Genomic DNA, 16,466 nt, shown 5'->3' on the forward strand with positions numbered 1-16,466 from the left:
ACGGGGTGCCGGCCGGTGGGCCGGTCGGGAGGTCATCGACATGTGGACATCACGCGTCACTGGCCGCGCCGGAACGGCTGCGGGCGACGATGGACGAGGCGGCGAAGTTGACGATCAGGGTCATCACGAACAGCGCGAACCCGGCGGCCATCAGGGCGGACAGGCTGAACTCGCTGGCCTCGCCGTAGCGCAGGGCGATCAGCGAGGAGACCGAGCTGGTGCCGGACTGCAGGACGTGCCACTGGACGGTGAAGACCGGCGAGATGAGCATGAAGACGGCGATGGTCTCGCCGAGCGCCCGGCCGAGCCCGAGCATGGTGCCGCCGATCATGCCGCCCTTGCCGAACGGCAGGACGACGCTTCGGATCATGCCCCAGCGGGTGGCGCCGAGCGCGTAGGCGCCCTCGCGCTCACCGGCCGGGGCCTGCGAGAAGACCTCGCGCATGATCGAGCAGATGATGGGCGCGACCATCATGCCGACCACGAGGCCGGCGATGAACGTGGACGAGGTGTAGACGGTCTCGGGCGCGAGCGGGTCGCGCGGGTCCGCGCCGTCGACCTCGAAGATCGGGATCCAGCCGAAGTAGGTGGCGATCCAGCGGGCGGTCGGGAGGATCTTGCCTTCGAGGAAGAAGACCCCCCACAGGCCGTACACCACGGACGGGACGGCGGCCATCAGGTCGACGACGCTGATCAGCGTGCGGCGCAGCCGCGGTGGCGCGTACTCGGAGATGTAGAGCGCCGCGCCGAGGGCGAGCGGCACGGCGACCGTGATCGCGACGAGCGCGATCAGGACGGTACCGACCAGGATGGCCGCGATGCCGAAGTTCCCGGTGTCGGGCTGCCAGGCGGCGGTCGTCAGGAAGGACCAGCCGGCGCGGTCGAGTGCCTGCCAGGCCCTCAGCAGCAGAAAGCCGCCGACCAGGAGCATGACGGCGAGCACGAACCCGCCACCGCTGCGGGCGACGGTACGGAAGACCCGGTCCGGCACACCGGAGTCCGCGTAGAGCCGACGGGGTACGTCATCGGCGAACGCGAGTGGCCCGGGCGCGGCGGGCAGTGGGCCACCGCGCCCGGGTCCCACTCTTCGGATTCTCCGGAGCAGGGGAGATCTCGGGGATCTCGGAGGTTTCGGCTGGGGCACACATGGGACGTTCGACGTCCTCCATTGACATGCCCATCCCGAAGGGTGAACGAGAGGTTCCCTGGGGGCAACTTCCGCCCCGGCACACCCTCCACACCTCCGCCATCACCAGGCGCGCCTCATGACTCACCCCATAACTCCGGCCGCTCCGGGTCGAGTTCGGGTAACAACGCACGAAAGCGGTCATAGGCGGATCGGCAGGTCGCATGGCGTTCGTACGTACGTGCCGCCGCCGCGACGGGGCGGTTCGCCGCGTCCCAGAGCAGCCAGACCCAGCCGCCCCCCTCCGAGCTGTGCTGGATCCCGCCGACCAGCTCGTCACGCCTCGCACAGAGTTTGGTGAACGCCGCTCGGCACTGTGAGTGCGAGTCGTGCGAGTCCGCCGAGACCGCCACGGTCCGCCCGTTCGGGGCCACTAGGCGCCAGCCGTAAGCGCCTTCCGCCGTGAAGTCGATCTGACATCTCATCCCCGCGACGGCGGCAGGTCTTGCCGCCCCCCTGGGCTGCTCCATCTCCCCACCCCCGCCGCCCTTCGAGACAGCAGAACCGCAGGTACGGCCCCCTTGTGAGCGACATGTGCAATCTACTGAGACAGCTGTGACGCAAGGCAGGCAAAACTAACTGCCCGACGCACACTTCATGGGCTGGTATCCCCTTGGTAACCCCTAGGTAAGGTGGGGCGGAAAGCGCTGTCGTTCGGCGGGCGGAGATATCTGTCTTGCCGTCAGGAAGGGTGCAGGAGTGCGGAAACCGGGTCGGCCCGGTGGGGACCGGACGCGGCCGGGGCGACCCGAGGAGTTGGTGTCGGTGTTCCCCTCAGCCTCTCTGCCCCTCGCTTCTCAGCCCCACACCACCAGAACCGCCGCCCACACCAGCCCCAGCACCAAGGCCAACGGCCAGAGCGGGCGCCCCCGTTCGGGTGCGGTGCTCTCTCCGGTGGGCCGCAGCGCGGGATCCGTACGCATGGCGGTGAGCTCGGCCGCCAGGGCGTCGTAGGGATGGACCAGGCCCCGGCGTCGCTCGAACCACGCCCAGCGAGGCGCCGCGACCGACCAGTTGTCGCCGCGCCAGCGGAGCTTCAGTTCGAAGGACTGACGGCGTACGGAGCGGATGTCGTCCCAGGGGACGTGCCGGGGGCCGCGCAGTCCGGTGACCCACAGGCCCGAGCGGTCGGCGGTGATGCGCCAGGCGAGCTTCACGGGGACGCGTACGACTCCGTAGAGACCGAGTACGGCGAGGAGTGCCAGTTTCCAGAGGGACGCTCCGGACTCGGAGAACCACATCGCGACGAACCAGGCGCCCCAGAGCACGAGGAGCGCCGCGGCCACCCAGTCGAGCCAGCCCGCACGCCAGCGGCGGACCGGGACGGGCGGCCGGTCGACGACCAGCTCCCTCGCCTGTTCCTCCAGTTGGCGGTTCTGCTCCTCGCGGGCCTTCTCCTTGGCGACCCGTCTCATGCCCGCGCTCGGCGACAGCGGCCGGACCGGTCCCGTCGACCACTCCGTGAGCGGCGGCTGGTCCGGGTCCTCGTCGGCGCTGACGACCACGATTTCGGCGCCGTCGAAGGGAGCGCCGTAGAGGACGGCCTCGCGGACCGGCCCGGGGGTGTCGTCGTCCACCGCGTCTAGGAGCAGCTCCAGTTCCTCGTCGCCTCCTTCGCCGTCCTCGTCGTCCTCGTCGTCGTCCGGCTCCTCACCGTCGTACGACGTGAGGTCCACCGTGAAGAGCGGGCGCACCGCGGCGAGGTCGTCCGCCGCGTACACCTCCGTGGTGCCCTGCGCGTCATCGCGTACGAGGACGCGCAGTACGGGCGCGGGGGTCCGGCGCAGGGCGAGGGCCCGGTGGCGGCCCAGCCACGCCGAGGCCAGGGCGGTCACGGCGAGCCCGGCCAGGTAGATGGCCATGACCCAGGAGCCCCGCTCGTCGTCGGCCGTGCCCCACAGGCCCGCGGTGGCGCCGGTGAGGACGCCGAGCCCGAGCACCGTGAGGCCGAGCGGGAGCAGGAAACGGCCGCGCAGGAGCACGGCGTCCGCGTCCGGGGTCCGTGCCGTGACGTCCCCGGCGGCCTCCAGCGCCCGTTCGAGCTGACCGCTCCGGGCCCGCAGGCGTACGGCGACGGCGGCCCAGGTGATCACCACGGCGGACGCCAGGACGGCGGTCAGGGCCCACGGCAGCGCCCGCGCCTCCAGGGCGAGCGCCAGCAGCAGGACGGGCGCACCGGCCCAGACCAGCTCCGGCCGTGCGAGCACCCAGAGGATGTACACCGCGAATCCCGCGGCGACGAGCGGCCACAGTCCGCCGAGCATCGCCGCCCAGGCGCCCGCGCACAGCGCGAAGGTGGACACGGCTGCCGCGATCGACCTGCGCACCCGCAGGAACGACCAGCGCGGAGGCAGCGCGGCCGACCAGTTGCCGGCCCGCCCGGCCGTCCAGTCCCGGCAGCCCTCGGGTATCGCGGCCACGGGCAGTCGCAGCGGCTCGTCGTACGACACATGCACTCCTGGATCGCGTGGGAACGCCGGTGATGGCACCGGCGCCGGCACAGGTGGTGACAGTAGCGACCGGACGCCCCTGCCCGGGCCACCGGACCGCCTCCGCCCCCACCGACGTGCCGCCCTCTCGTACGGCCGGACGCGCCCATCCCCTCAAACGCGCGGGGAGGTCAAGCCACGAAAAGCCGTGAGATGGCTCAACAAATCACAGGACCCGAGACCGCGACCCGACGGCCTCGCGCCAACCGAACTCAGCCGAACTCAGCCGAACTCAGCCGAACTCAGCCGACCGCCAGCAGGATCGCCAGCAGCACGGCACCGGCAACCGCAGGCGCCGCGATCTCGTACGCCCACCGCACCGACACCTCGCCCTGCGCCCGCGGGTCCTTGCCGCGGGCGTCCAGCAGCTCGCGCAGCTCGTGCATCGTCTGGTCGGCCTGGGCACGTACGGGTCCGGCAGGTCCGGTGGCCACGGCCGCGGCATGGTGCTGCCGACCGCCACGGGCGGCCGCCGCGGCCCCGCGGGCCTCCCCGCGCGCCTCCCGCCGCGCCGCCCGCTTGCGGCCCCGCAGCGAGACGGGCACGGCCCACACCTGGTACTTGGCGCCGGCCTTGTCGAGCACCTCGTTCGAGTAGCCCGACCTGAACGCCTCGACCGTCCCCCAGGGCAGCACGATCACCCGGAAGGGGTTACGGATGCGCAGCCGCTGCTCGTTGGCGTACACGGCAGGACGCACGGTGAACGCGAGCACCAGCGGAACCAGGAAAAGCAGCGCGGCCAGCGCCACCCACGGCGCCCGCCCCTCCCCGGTGACCAGCGCATCGATCCCGAGCCACCCCGCGATCGCAAGCAACAGCACCCCACCCGCAATCCCGGAGGGCGACCGATAGACCCGATCCTTGAACTGAGGATCCGGCATCTCCGGCACGGTCGGCTGCTGGTCGGGCGTCGTCATACCCCGATTCTGCCCGACGCGACCTGGGACCGATTTCCAGCCCCGCCAATCCAGCCCCTCCGCCGGAAAACTCAGCCCCTCCGGCGTTTGAGGAGCGGGGGTTCGGGGGCGGAGCCCCTGAGTAAGGGACGGGAATGGGTAAGGGCGGCGGGGGCGAAATCCCACGCACCCCCACCCGCACCCACACCCACCCCCAGGGCTGTACAGCCGCTACGCGCGTAGATATGCTCGTCTGGTGACCATGCCCACCACTGCACCCGCAGCACACGCACTCACAGAAGTGACCGCGTCCGACAGCACACTGCGCCGCTTCCTTCACGGACTCCCCGGCGTGGACGCGGTCGGCCTGGAGGCCCGCGCCGCCTCCCTCGGCACCCGTTCCATCAAGACCACCGCGAAGGCGTACGCCATCGACCTCGCCATCTCGATGGTCGACCTGACGACGCTGGAAGGCGCGGACACCCCGGGCAAGGTCCGGGCGCTCGGCGCCAAGGCGGTCCGCCCGGACCCGACGGACCGTACGGCCCCGTCGACCGCCGCCGTCTGCGTCTATCCCGACATGGTGGCCACCGCCAAGGAGGCCGTCGCCGGCTCGGGAGTGAAGGTCGCCTCCGTCGCGACCGCCTTCCCGGCCGGCCGCGCCGCGCTGGACGTGAAGCTGGCCGACGTGCGGGACGCCGTCGCCGCGGGCGCCGACGAGATCGACATGGTCATCGACCGCGGAGCGTTCCTCGCGGGCAACTACGCGAAGGTGTACGAGGAGATCGTCGCCGTGAAGGAGGCCTCCGGGGCGGCCCGCCTCAAGGTCATCTTCGAGACGGGCGAGCTGTCGACGTACGACAACATCCGCCGCGCGAGCTGGCTCGGCATGCTGGCGGGGGCGGACTTCATCAAGACGTCCACCGGCAAGGTGGCGGTGAACGCGACTCCCTCGAACACCCTGCTGATGCTGGAGGCGGTCCGCGACTTCCGCGCCCAGACCGGCGTACAGGTCGGCGTGAAGCCCGCCGGCGGCATCCGCACCAGCAAGGACGCCATCAAGTTCCTGGTCGTGGTCAACGAGACCGCGGGCGAGGACTGGCTGGACAACCACTGGTTCCGCTTCGGCGCGTCCTCGCTCCTGAACGATCTGCTGATGCAGCGGCAGAAGCTGGCCACCGGCCGCTACTCCGGCCCCGACTACGTGACGGTGGACTGATCACCATGACCACGGAAAACACCGAGAAGCGGTCGCCCGCTTTCGCGTACGCACCGGCGCCCGAGTCCCGCTCGGTCGTCGACATCGCGCCCTCGTACGGCCTGTTCATCGACGGCGAGTTCGTGGAGGCGGCGGACGGCAAGGTCTTCAAGACCGTGTCGCCGTCGACCGAGGAGGTTCTCTCCGAGATCGCGCAAGCCGGTTCCGAAGACGTCGACCGCGCGGTGAAGGCCGCCCGCAAGGCCTTCGGGAAGTGGTCGGCCCTGCCCGGCTCCGAGCGCGCCAAGTACCTGTTCCGCATCGCCCGGATCATCCAGGAACGCTCCCGCGAGCTGGCCGTTCTCGAAACGCTCGACAACGGCAAGCCCATCAAGGAGACGAGGGACGCCGACCTCCCCCTGGTCGCCGCGCACTTCTTCTACTACGCGGGCTGGGCCGACAAGCTCGACCACGCCGGCTTCGGCGCGAACCCGCGCCCCCTCGGCGTCGCGGGCCAGGTCATCCCCTGGAACTTCCCGCTCCTGATGCTGGCCTGGAAGATCGCCCCGGCGCTCGCGACCGGCAACACGGTCGTGCTCAAGCCGGCCGAGACGACCCCCCTCTCCGCTCTCTTCTTCGCGGACATCTGCCGCCAGGCGGGCCTGCCGAAGGGCGTCGTCAACATCCTTCCGGGGTACGGCGACACGGGGGCGTCCCTCGTCGAGCACCCGGACGTGAACAAGGTGGCCTTCACCGGTTCGACGGCCGTCGGCAAGGCGATCGCCCGCCAGGTGGCGGGCACCAGGAAGAAGGTCACGCTCGAACTGGGCGGCAAGGGCGCGAACATCGTCTTCGACGACGCTCCCATCGACCAGGCCGTCGAGGGCATCGTCTCCGGCATCTTCTTCAACCAGGGCCAGGTCTGCTGCGCGGGCTCCCGCCTCCTCGTCCAGGAGTCCATCCAGGACGAGCTGTTGGACTCGCTCAAGCGGCGCCTGTCGACCCTTCGCCTCGGCGACCCGCTGGACAAAAACACGGACATCGGCGCGATCAACTCCGCCGAGCAGCTCTCGCGCATCACCTCCCTCGTCGAGCAGGGCGAGGCCGAGGGCGCCGAGCGCTGGTCCCCGGCCTGCGAACTCCCCTCCTCCGGCTACTGGTTCGCCCCGACGCTCTTCACGAACGTCACCCAGGCGCACACCATCGCCCGCGACGAGATCTTCGGCCCGGTCCTGTCCGTCCTCTCCTTCCGCACGCCGGACGAGGCGGTCGCCAAGGCCAACAACAGCCAGTACGGCCTCTCCGCGGGCATCTGGACGGAGAAGGGCTCCCGGATCCTGGCCGTCGCGAACAAGCTGCGCGCGGGCGTGATCTGGTCCAACACGTTCAACAAGTTCGACCCCACGTCACCGTTCGGCGGTTACAAGGAGTCGGGCTTCGGCCGCGAGGGCGGCCGCCACGGCCTGGAGGCGTACCTCGATGTCTGAGAAGCCCAAGAACACCGAGAAGCCCAAGAACACCGAGACGGCGGAGCGGCAGCGCCTGAGCGTCTTCAAGACCTACAAGCTGTACGTCGGGGGCAAGTTCCCCCGCAGCGAGAGCGGCCGGGTGTACGAGGTGACGGACTCGAAGGGCAAGTGGCTGGCCAACGCGCCGCAGTCGAGCCGCAAGGACGCCCGTGACGCGGTGGTCGCCGCCCGCAAGGCGTTCGGCGGCTGGTCCGGCGCGACGGCGTACAACCGCGGCCAGGTCCTCTACCGCGTCGCGGAGATGCTGGAGGGCCGCGGGGACCAGTTCGTACGAGAGGTCGCGGACTCGGAGGGACTCTCGAAGTCGAAGGCCGCGGCGGTCGTCGACGCGGCGATCGACCGCTGGGTCTGGTACGCGGGCTGGACCGACAAGATCGCCCAGGTCGTGGGCGGCGGCAACCCGGTCGCGGGCCCGTACTTCAACCTCTCCACCCCCGAACCGACGGGTGTGGTGGTCGTCCTCGCCCCCCAGGAGTCGTCGTTCCTCGGGCTGGTCTCGGTGATCGCCCCGGTGATCGCGACGGGCAACACGGTGATCGTGATCGCGAGCGAGAAGTCCCCGCTCCCGGCGCTGTCGCTGGGCGAGGTGCTGGCCACCTCCGACGTTCCGGGCGGGGTCGTCAACATCCTCTCCGGAAAGACGGCGGAGATCGCGACCCCGCTGGCCGCGCACCAGGACGTCAACGCGATCGACCTCGCGGGCGCGGACGACGTACTCGCGAAGGAACTGGAGGTCGCCGCCGCGGACAACCTCAAGCGGGTCGTCCGTCCACAGGCTGTGGATTACTTTGCGGCACCGGGCATCGAGCGCCTCACCGCCTTCCTCGAAACGAAGACGGTCTGGCACCCGACGGGCGCACTGGGCGCCTCCGGTTCGTCGTACTGACGGCCATCGCGTCCGTCGTACCGGCGGACGCCGAAGACGGGAGAGCCGCGCTTCCCCACCGTCCGGGGGAGGCGCGGCTCTCTCTTCGGCCTTCGTACGACTCGCCGCCGTACGACCGGCTGTTGTGCGACCGCGTGTTGCACGACCGGCAGTTGTGCGGCTCAGTGCAGCAGGCCCGTCACCTGTCCCAGCACCGGAACAGCGCCAAGCGACTGGGCCTGGGCGACCGGGGCCGTCAGCATGGTCGTGGCCAGCGGCGGGAAGTCGGCGACCTGGGTGGCGAGTCCGTTGTCGAGGGGGTCGACGCCCGTGCCGGCCAGCGGGTTGGGCTTCAGGCCCGCGACCGGACCGGTCACGTAACCGACGGTCCCGGTAAGCGCCTGGACACCCGCCTGGGGGTTGACGTTGCCCAGCGAGGTGGGCCGGGTGCGGACCACATCCACGACGGGTTCGGTGTCCGCGGCCGCCGAGGTCGCTCCCACGCCCACCGCGATGCCCGCGGTCGTGAGGGCCAGCAACGCGCGCCGGGCTGTCGGGTTCTGGGAGGCCGGGAATCGTGCCATGGCTGGTGCCACCTTCTGGTGCGCTGAGTAATCAGGTCGACACGAAGGGTAGTTGAGGTGTGATGTCCGCTCCAAAGGCGACCCGCGGGGTCGGCCGGGGGCGCTCGATGCGTCAGACTGGTGTCTCGTGAGTTCACATCTCCCGAATTCCGCGACAACCGCCCGCGTCGTACTGCTGTGCGGCCCCTCGGGCTCCGGCAAGTCCCTGGTCGCGGCCCACTCCGGCCTTCCGGTGCTGCGGCTCGACGACTTCTACAAAGAGGGCGACGACCCGACGCTGCCGCAGGTGGCGGGGAGTTCGGACATCGACTGGGACCACCCGCTGTCCTGGGACGCGGACGCCGCGGTCGCGGCGATAGCCGAGCTGTGCCGGAACGGGCGTACGAGCGTTCCGATGTACGACATCTCCCTCAGCGCGCGTACGGGCGAGGAGACCGTGGACATCGAGGGGTCGCCCGCCTTCATCGCGGAGGGCATCTTCGCCGCGGAGATCGTGGCGCGGTGCCGTGAGGCCGGCGTGCTGGCCGACGCGCTGTGCCTGAACCGGGGAGCGGTGGCCACGTTCCGGCGGCGGTTCCTGCGGGATCTGCGGGAGGGGCGCAAGTCCGTGCCGTTCCTGCTGCGTCGCGGCTGGCGGCTGATGCGGGCCGAGCGGTCGATCGTGTCCCGGCAGACCGCGCTCGGCGCGTACCCCTGCGACAAGGACGAGGCCCTGGACAGGCTGGCCGCCGCGGCCGCCGGGCACCGCGCGGCACCACGCCCGACGACGGCGTAGCGGCACCTCCCCGGGCGCACACGAAAGAAGGTCCAGTCAGACCCCCCGGTCTGCCTGGACCCACTCCCGTTTTCCCCCGTGGTCCCCCGTGACCCCGTTGGTTCCCCCCGGTACTGCTCCCCCGTGCTGTCCGCCGCCTCCCCCCGGAGTGACGAACACCCTGCCCGCTACCTCCCCCCGGAGTGACGGGCATCCCCCCACATCCTTCAGGCGACAAGCTCCCCGAAGGACTCTTCCTCGTCACGGCCGAAGCTGAGGACCTGGTCCTCACGCAGCCGGCGGAGCGACCGCCAGATGCTGGACTTCACCGTGCCGACACTGATGTCGAGGATCTCCGCGATCTCCGGGTCCGTGCGGCCCTCGTAGTAACGGAGGACCAGCATGGTGCGCTGGAGTTCGGGCAGCCGGGCGAGCGCCTGCCACAGGACGGCGCGCAGCTCGGTGCCGCGCATCGCGTCCGTGTCGCCGGCCGTCTCCGGCAGCTCCTCGGTCGGGTACTCGTTCAGCTTGCGGCGGCGCCACGCGCTGATGTGCAGATTGGTCATCGTGCGGCGGAGGTAGCCCCCGACCGCGGCCTTGTCGCTGATCCGGTCCCAGGCCCGGTAGGTCGAGAACAGTGCGCTCTGCAGCAGGTCCTCGGCCTCGAAGCGGTCACCGGTCAGGTGGTAGGCGGTTGCGTACAGGGAGGCGCGGCGCTCCTGGACGTAGGCGGTGAACTCCGCCTCCGACACCGAGCGACGCTCCCCCGTGACCTCCCCGTACGCTGCCCCCGTTCCCCCGTGGGCAACCCCCGTACCGCTTCCCCCCGTGTGTGCGTCAACCACCGTCATGTACCCGGTGTGCTGACGCCCGGCGCCGCGAGCGCACCCCCGCCCGCTCACGGCACCGGACTTCTCCGTGCTCTTCGTGACGTCGTGGAGCCGCGTGACAACTGCGCCAGTACTGGTGCTGTGCAGCGTGTTCATCTCGCGCCCCCCGTCGTGGAGTTCCGGTGATTCGGTACTTCGCTGTGGTGCTTCCTTGCCTGTGACCAAAAGCTTGCCGGGGCCACTTCATGACGGTGTCCGCCGACTGTCACAGACCTGTCACAGGGGCTTGCCCCAGCCGGTCCACAGACCGATCACAGAGAAGCGTCGTACGGCTACTCATCCGGCACACGGACCCCCACTCGTACGCGGGACATGTGTGGGAGCGCTCCAACAGTCGATACACGTCCATGTCATGGGACAGAATGACGTCCGTGCCTTCCCTGTTGCTGATCGAGGACGACGACGCCATCCGGACGGCCCTGGAGCTCTCGCTGACGCGCCAGGGACACCGGGTGGCCACCGCTGCCACCGGCGAGGACGGTCTGAAGCTGTTGCGCGAGCAACGGCCCGATCTGATCGTCCTCGATGTGATGCTGCCGGGCATCGACGGATTCGAGGTGTGCCGCCGCATCCGGCGTACGGACCAGCTGCCGATCATTCTGCTGACCGCGCGCAGTGACGACATCGACGTCGTGGTCGGGCTGGAGTCCGGCGCCGACGACTATGTGGTGAAACCCGTGCAGGGGCGGGTGCTCGACGCCCGTATCCGGGCCGTGCTGCGCCGCGGCGAGCGCGAGGCGAACGACGCGGCGACCTTCGGTTCGCTGGTCATCGACCGTGCGGCGATGACCGTGACGAAGAACGGCGAGGATCTGCAGCTGACGCCGACCGAGCTGCGGCTGCTCCTCGAACTGAGCCGGCGGCCGGGGCAGGCGCTGTCCCGCCAGCAGTTGCTGCGGCTCGTGTGGGAGCACGACTACCTCGGCGACTCACGGCTCGTCGACGCGTGTGTGCAGCGGCTGCGCGCGAAGGTGGAGGACGTGCCGTCCTCCCCCACCCTGATCCGTACCGTTCGGGGAGTCGGCTACCGGCTGGACAGTCCTCAGTGACAAAACCGCAGGACAAGCTCCGCGGCTGGGCCGCGGCGCGCAAGAAGATACTGGCGGGTCTGCGCTTCACCAGCCTGCGGCTGCGTCTGGTCGTGGTGTTCGGGCTCGTCGCGCTCACCGCCGCCGTGTCGGCGTCCGGGATCGCGTACTGGCTCAACCGCGAGGCGGTCCTCACCCGTACGCAGGACGCGGTGCTCGGCGACTTCCAGCAGGCGATGCAGACCCGCGCGAGCACGCTGCGGCCGCATCCCACGCAGGAGGAACTGCAGCGCGCCGCCGGGCAGATGGCGAACAGCAGCCAGCGGTTCAGCGTGCTGCTGATCGCCGAGGACGAGAGCGGCAAGCCGGTCCGCGGGAACTCCGACCTGGACACCTTCACGCTGGAGGACGTACCGAAGTCCCTCCAGAAGGCGGTGAACAAGGAGCAGGAGATCTCCTCGAACAACAAGTACACGTACCACCTGTACTGGCAGCGGATAGTGCAGGGCGACAAGCCGTATCTCGTGGGCGGCGCGAAGGTGATCGGCGGCGGGCCGACCGGATACATGCTCAAGTCGCTGGAGCCCGAGGCCAAGGACCTCAACTCCCTTGCCTGGTCGCTGGGGATCGCGACCGGGCTTGCGCTGATCGGCTCGGCGCTGCTCGCGCAGGCCGCCGCGACGACCGTACTGAAGCCGGTGCACCGGCTGGGCACCGCGGCCAGGCGGCTCGGCGAGGGCAAGCTGGACACCCGGCTGCGGGTGTCGGGCACGGACGAACTCGCGGATCTGTCACGGACGTTCAACCGCACGGCGGAGTCGCTGGAGAAACGGGTCGAGGACATGAGCTCCCGTGAGCAGGCGTCCCGGCGGTTCGTGGCGGACATGTCGCACGAGCTGCGGACGCCGCTGACCGCGATCACCGCCGTGACCGAGGTCCTGGAGGAGGAGCTCGACGCGGAGACCGGCAGCGTCGACCCGATGATCGAGCCCGCCGTCCGGCTCGTCGTCAGCGAGACCCGGCGGCTGAACAACCTGGTGGAGAACCTCATGGAGGTCACCCGCTTCGACGCGGGCACGGCCCGGCTCGTCCTCGACAACGTCGACATCGTCGACCAGATCACCGCCTGCATCGACGCGCGGGCCTGGCTGGACGCGGTGGACCTTGACGCCGAGCGCGGTCTCATGGCACGGGTCGACCCGCGCCGGCTGGACGTGATCATGGCGAACCTGATCGGCAACGCCCTCAAGCACGGCGGCTCCCCGGTGCGCGTGAGCGTCCGCGACGAGGGCAACGACCTGGTCATCGAGGTCCAGGACCACGGCCCCGGCATCCCCGAGGACGTCCTGCCGCACGTCTTCGACCGCTTCTACAAGGCGAGCGCATCCCGGCCGCGTTCGGAGGGCAGCGGCCTCGGTCTGTCCATCGCCCTGGAGAACGCCCATATCCACGGCGGCGAGATCACCGCCGCCAACTCGCCCAAGGGCGGCGCGGTCTTCACCCTGCGGCTGCCCCGCGACGCCTCGGAGGTGGAGGACCCCGACAACCCCGGGGGCCCGGATGCGTCCGTCGCCGACGACCGCACCGAGGGGGGCGCGTGATGTCCGAACGCCACACATGGGGCGTACGCCGAGCGCGTGCGGCCTGCGAAGGGGGCGCACGCCGGATGCGTGCGGCTCGGCTCGCGCTCGCCGTGCCGTTGCTCGCGGTGACGCTCGCCGGGTGCGGGATCCGGGCGACGGAGGTGCCGACCGACTTCGGCCCCGCGCCCTCCCGGGTGCCGTGCGCGCTCAACGATCCCGACATCGGTACGCAGTCCTCGCGCGGGATCCTCGTCCAGGTCTTCCTGCTCTGTTCCTCCCAACTGGCGCCGGTGGACCGGACCGTGCGCATCGGGGCCGGACCCGCGGCGACGGACCGCGTACGGGCCGCTCAGGCGCTCCTGGACGAGCTATCCGAGTCCCCCTCCGACGCCGAGAAGCAGGCGAACTACACGACGGACGTGCCGCAGGGCCTCACGGTGGGCGGCCCGGGCCGCGGCGAACCGGACGACACGCTGCGCCTGAGCACCCCGCCCGCGGACCTGACGCCGTACGCGCTGGCCCAGATCATCTGCACGTTCAGCGACTCGGCGGCCTCCTCCGACGGCGACTCGGTGACGCTGGGCGGGCCCGGCACGGACGCCCCGCGCCGCTACGAGTGCACGGAGTCGGTGCGCTCCCGCCCCGGCACGGAGACCCCGCCGCAGACGGAGGCCGAGGGGGCCTGAGCCCTCCCGGCCGACCCCCGGCGGAGCCCTGGCCGGACCCCGTCTGTGGCGCACGCCTCACCCGTGCGGGCCAAGCGCCGCCGTCACACGGAACCGATCCTGCCGGTGGCCGCGTCTTGGGGATCGTGCAGCGTCAAGGCTCGAACGGCAGCAGCGCCGTGATCCGCTTTCGTGCGGCGGGGGGTGTCCTCCTCGTCGCGCATCTCGCGCTTGTCGCCTGGGTCACGCTGCGGCCCCTGGACGTGCCGTGGGTGAGCGCCGCGAATCTGCGTCCGTTCGCGAGCATCCGGGCCGATCTGGCGCTGGGCCCCGAGGCGGCCGCCCGCAACATCGGCAAGGGCCTGCTGCTGCTCGCCCCGCTCGGGGTGCTGCTGCCGCTGGCGGGCGGCAGGCTCGCCGTCTCCCCGCTGCTGTCCCTGATGCGTACGGTCGCCGCCGGCGCCCTGCTCTCACTGGGCATCGAACTCCTGCAGACCGGGGTGCCCGGGCAGGTCGTGGACGTCGACTCGCTGCTCCTGAACACCGTGGGCGTGGCGCTGGCCCATGTCGCCGTGGTGCCCGGCGCCCGGGCCCTGCTGCGCCGCCGGGCCGAGAGCCGGCGCCGGACCGCCGCCGCTCTGCGCCGCAAGCAGGCGGCCGAGGAGGCGACTCAGGGTCGGACCCCGACGATTCCCAGGGTCGGGATCGCCCCCTAGAGCGACGCTTTGCCCCCTTCGTCTCCGTAGCGTTGACGACAGATGAGGCAGCCACACGGGAGGCCTCGGACCGACGCTCACGAAGGAGCCGTTCATGAACCGCCTTGCCCGCCCCACCAACGGCCGGATGATCGGCGGAGTGTGCGCAGCGCTGGCTCGGCGCTTCGGCACCTCCGCGACCACGATGCGGGTGATCTTCCTGGTCTCCTGTCTGCTGCCGGGCCCGCAGTTCCTGCTCTACATAGCGCTGTGGTTCCTGTTCCCCTCCGAGGGCAAGGCGGCGCGTACGGCCTGGTGACCCACCGGCACGAACAGCACGAACACGAACGCCGATGGGGCGCACCCGGTCCGGGTGCGCCCCATCGGCGCGAGAAAGGTGGTGCTCGGGTGCCGGACTCAGCCCAGCGGAATCCCGTTCACCGGCAGGCCGTGCGTGGGCAGGCCCTGGACCGGCAGGCCCCCGAGCAGACCGGCGACCGGCGCGGCCGGACCCTCGGCGAGGAGGTTCGCGACGGCCGGCTGGGCGGCGGCGAGGCCACTGCCGAGCGCGTTCTCACCCTGGGCGAGCGACTCGCCGGCGCCGGGCAGGGTCTTGGTGACCCCGTCCACCGGCAGCGCGCTGGTGGCGGTGGAGAGCGCCGAGGTGGCGTCCGGGACCGCCGGGGCCGCGTTGGCAGCGCCCGCGCCGGCGGCGGCGAAGGCGGCACCGAGAGCGGCGACACCGAGGGTCTTGGCAGCAGACTGCTTCATCTTCGTCCTTGCATGCTGTGACGGGGATTTGAGCGGTCTGAAACGGTAATCACGTGCGAGCTCGCCCCGCAAACATCGAAAAGCGGCCGAGTCGTCATCACCCGGCCGCTTCCCGTCCTTCTTCTTCAGCCCTCTTCGCGCACAGAACCGCTGGTGGAAGCGGTCTGCTGGAACAGCCATTCGGACTTCAGCTCGGCATAACCGGGCTTGATGACGTCATTGATCATGGCCAGTCGTTCATCGAAAGGAATGAATGCTGATTTCATCGCATTGACTGTGAACCACTGCATGTCGTCGAGCGAATAGCCGAAAGCGTCGACAAGGTGCTCGAATTCCCGGGTCATGCTGGTGCCGGACATCAGACGGTTGTCGGTGTTCACAGTCGCCCGGAAGTGCAGCCGCCGCAGCAGCCCGATGGGGTGCTCGGCGTACGAGTGGGCGGCGCCCGTCTGGAGGTTGGAACTGGGGCACAGCTCCAGCGGGACGCGCTTGTCGCGTACGTACGAGGCGAGGCGGCCGAGCTTCACCGAGCCGTCCTCGTGGACCTGGATGTCGTCGATGATGCGCACGCCGTGGCCGAGCCGGTCGGCGCCGCACCACTGGAGGGCCTGCCAGATGGACGGGAGCCCGAAGGCCTCGCCCGCGTGGATCGTGAAGTGGTTGTTCTCCCGCTTCAGATACTCGAAGGCGTCCAGATGACGGGTGGGCGGGAAGCCGGCCTCGGCGCCCGCGATGTCGAAGCCGACGACACCGAGATCGCGGTAGCGGTTGGCGAGTTCGGCGATCTCCAGGGCACGGGCCGCGTGCCGCATGGCGGTCAGCAGGGCGCCCACGCGGATCCGGTGGCCGTTCTCACGGGCCAGCCGCTCGCCCTCCCGGAAGCCCTCGTTGACGGCCTCGACGACCTCTTCGAGGGTGAGCCCTGATTCCAGGTGCTGCTCGGGCGCATACCGCACCTCGGCGTATACGACGCCGTCCTCGGCGAGGTCCTCGGCGCACTCGGCGGCCACGCGGACGAGCGCCTCGCGGGTCTGCATGACGGCGCAGGTGTGCGCGAAGGTCTCCAAGTACCGCTCAAGGGAACCGGAGTCGGCGGCCTCGCGGAACCAGATGCCGAGCTTGTCGGCGTCCGTCTCGGGGAGGTTTTTATAGCCCGTGTCGCGGGCCAGGTCGACGATCGTCCCGGGGCGCAGGCCGCCGTCGAGGTGATCGTGCAGCAGGACCTTCGGCGCCCGGCGGATCTGCTCCGAGCTCGGGGTGTTCTTGATCTGGCTCGTCATCTCCGCACTCTACCGCCTACGCGCGTAGATCTCCTGTTGTACGAACCCGTCGA

Annotated in this window: 17 protein-coding genes; 9 read left to right on the forward strand and 8 right to left on the reverse strand. The window is 70.5% G+C overall.

Annotated elements, in window-relative coordinates; translation table 11 throughout:
- Window positions 1–49: 49 nt before the first annotated feature.
- The 4 genes from pstC to ACFWXQ_RS45245 all read right to left on the reverse strand — a co-directional run bounded on the left by pstC (window position 50) and on the right by ACFWXQ_RS45245 (window position 4,592).
- Complete coding sequence (pstC, locus tag ACFWXQ_RS45230) at window positions 50–1,084, reverse strand: phosphate ABC transporter permease subunit PstC (RefSeq protein ID WP_383948666.1); 1,035 nt, start codon at window positions 1,082–1,084, stop codon at window positions 50–52.
- Between the two features lie 179 nt (window positions 1,085–1,263).
- Entirely contained in the window at window positions 1,264–1,656 is a 393-nt protein-coding gene (locus ACFWXQ_RS45235; RefSeq protein WP_383948669.1) for a hypothetical protein, read from the reverse strand.
- Window positions 1,657–1,983: 327 nt separating this feature from the next.
- Window positions 1,984–3,636, reverse strand: a complete 1,653-nt coding sequence (locus tag ACFWXQ_RS45240; protein ID WP_383948671.1) for a hypothetical protein — start codon at window positions 3,634–3,636, stop codon at window positions 1,984–1,986.
- A gap of 281 nt (window positions 3,637–3,917) precedes the next feature.
- Complete coding sequence (locus tag ACFWXQ_RS45245; protein WP_383948674.1) at window positions 3,918–4,592, reverse strand: PH domain-containing protein; 675 nt, start codon at window positions 4,590–4,592, stop codon at window positions 3,918–3,920.
- Window positions 4,593–4,833: 241 nt separating this feature from the next.
- On the opposite strand from ACFWXQ_RS45245, the gene deoC reads away from it, so the two are divergent.
- The 3 genes from deoC to ACFWXQ_RS45260 are packed head-to-tail and all read left to right on the forward strand — an operon-like array spanning window position 4,834 to window position 8,184.
- Window positions 4,834–5,790, forward strand: a complete 957-nt coding sequence (gene deoC, locus ACFWXQ_RS45250) for a deoxyribose-phosphate aldolase (protein ID WP_383947050.1) — start codon at window positions 4,834–4,836, stop codon at window positions 5,788–5,790.
- Window positions 5,791–5,795: 5 nt separating this feature from the next.
- Window positions 5,796–7,256 carry an aldehyde dehydrogenase family protein gene (locus ACFWXQ_RS45255; RefSeq protein ID WP_383946988.1) on the forward strand — a complete coding sequence of 487 codons (1,461 nt, stop codon included), beginning with the start codon at window positions 5,796–5,798 and terminating at the stop codon, window positions 7,254–7,256.
- Window positions 7,249–8,184, forward strand: a complete 936-nt coding sequence (locus ACFWXQ_RS45260; protein WP_383946992.1) for an aldehyde dehydrogenase family protein — start codon at window positions 7,249–7,251, stop codon at window positions 8,182–8,184. The genes ACFWXQ_RS45255 and ACFWXQ_RS45260 overlap by 8 nt, the downstream gene beginning before the upstream one ends.
- Before the next feature lie 161 nt (window positions 8,185–8,345).
- Here the strand turns inward: ACFWXQ_RS45260 and ACFWXQ_RS45265 are convergent, their stop codons facing one another.
- Entirely contained in the window at window positions 8,346–8,747 is a 402-nt protein-coding gene (locus tag ACFWXQ_RS45265) for a hypothetical protein (protein WP_383946995.1), read from the reverse strand.
- A 52-nt stretch (window positions 8,748–8,799) separates the two neighbouring features.
- Between ACFWXQ_RS45265 and ACFWXQ_RS45270 the strand changes: the two genes are divergently transcribed.
- Complete coding sequence (locus tag ACFWXQ_RS45270) at window positions 8,800–9,522, forward strand: uridine kinase (protein ID WP_383946998.1); 723 nt, start codon at window positions 8,800–8,802, stop codon at window positions 9,520–9,522.
- Window positions 9,523–9,728: 206 nt separating this feature from the next.
- On the opposite strand, the gene ACFWXQ_RS45275 is transcribed toward ACFWXQ_RS45270, so the two are convergent.
- A complete protein-coding gene (locus ACFWXQ_RS45275; RefSeq protein ID WP_383947002.1) occupies window positions 9,729–10,487 on the reverse strand; it encodes a SigE family RNA polymerase sigma factor in 759 nt (252 codons plus the stop codon).
- A 275-nt stretch (window positions 10,488–10,762) separates the two neighbouring features.
- Here ACFWXQ_RS45275 and afsQ1 point away from each other — a divergent pair, with 275 nt between their 5' ends.
- From afsQ1 to ACFWXQ_RS45300, 5 genes are all read left to right on the forward strand, one after another.
- On the forward strand, window positions 10,763–11,440 hold the full coding sequence (gene afsQ1, locus ACFWXQ_RS45280) for a two-component system response regulator AfsQ1 (RefSeq protein WP_055611283.1): 678 nt from the start codon (window positions 10,763–10,765) through the stop codon (window positions 11,438–11,440).
- Window positions 11,437–13,020 (forward strand): ATP-binding protein, encoded by a 1,584-nt coding sequence (locus ACFWXQ_RS45285; protein ID WP_383947005.1) that lies wholly within the window; start codon window positions 11,437–11,439, stop codon window positions 13,018–13,020. Before afsQ1 ends, ACFWXQ_RS45285 begins: the two co-directional genes overlap by 4 nt.
- Window positions 13,020–13,688, forward strand: a complete 669-nt coding sequence (locus ACFWXQ_RS45290) for a hypothetical protein (protein ID WP_383947008.1) — start codon at window positions 13,020–13,022, stop codon at window positions 13,686–13,688. The genes ACFWXQ_RS45285 and ACFWXQ_RS45290 overlap by 1 nt, the downstream gene beginning before the upstream one ends.
- Window positions 13,689–13,813: 125 nt before the next feature.
- Complete coding sequence (locus ACFWXQ_RS45295; RefSeq protein ID WP_383947011.1) at window positions 13,814–14,383, forward strand: VanZ family protein; 570 nt, start codon at window positions 13,814–13,816, stop codon at window positions 14,381–14,383.
- A gap of 94 nt (window positions 14,384–14,477) precedes the next feature.
- Window positions 14,478–14,681: a PspC domain-containing protein gene (locus ACFWXQ_RS45300; RefSeq protein WP_200396223.1), complete on the forward strand. Its 204-nt coding sequence runs from the start codon at window positions 14,478–14,480 to the stop codon at window positions 14,679–14,681.
- Window positions 14,682–14,779: 98 nt separating this feature from the next.
- Here the strand turns inward: ACFWXQ_RS45300 and ACFWXQ_RS45305 are convergent, their stop codons facing one another.
- Both ACFWXQ_RS45305 and ACFWXQ_RS45310 read right to left on the reverse strand, forming a co-directional pair.
- Complete coding sequence (locus tag ACFWXQ_RS45305) at window positions 14,780–15,133, reverse strand: ATP-binding protein (protein WP_200396224.1); 354 nt, start codon at window positions 15,131–15,133, stop codon at window positions 14,780–14,782.
- A 125-nt stretch (window positions 15,134–15,258) separates the two neighbouring features.
- On the reverse strand, window positions 15,259–16,413 hold the full coding sequence (locus ACFWXQ_RS45310; protein ID WP_383947014.1) for an adenosine deaminase: 1,155 nt from the start codon (window positions 16,411–16,413) through the stop codon (window positions 15,259–15,261).
- Window positions 16,414–16,466: the final 53 nt, after the last annotated feature.

The organism is Streptomyces sp. NPDC058697 (assembly GCF_042715345.1).
Taxonomy (GTDB): domain Bacteria; phylum Actinomycetota; class Actinomycetes; order Streptomycetales; family Streptomycetaceae; genus Streptomyces; species Streptomyces liliifuscus.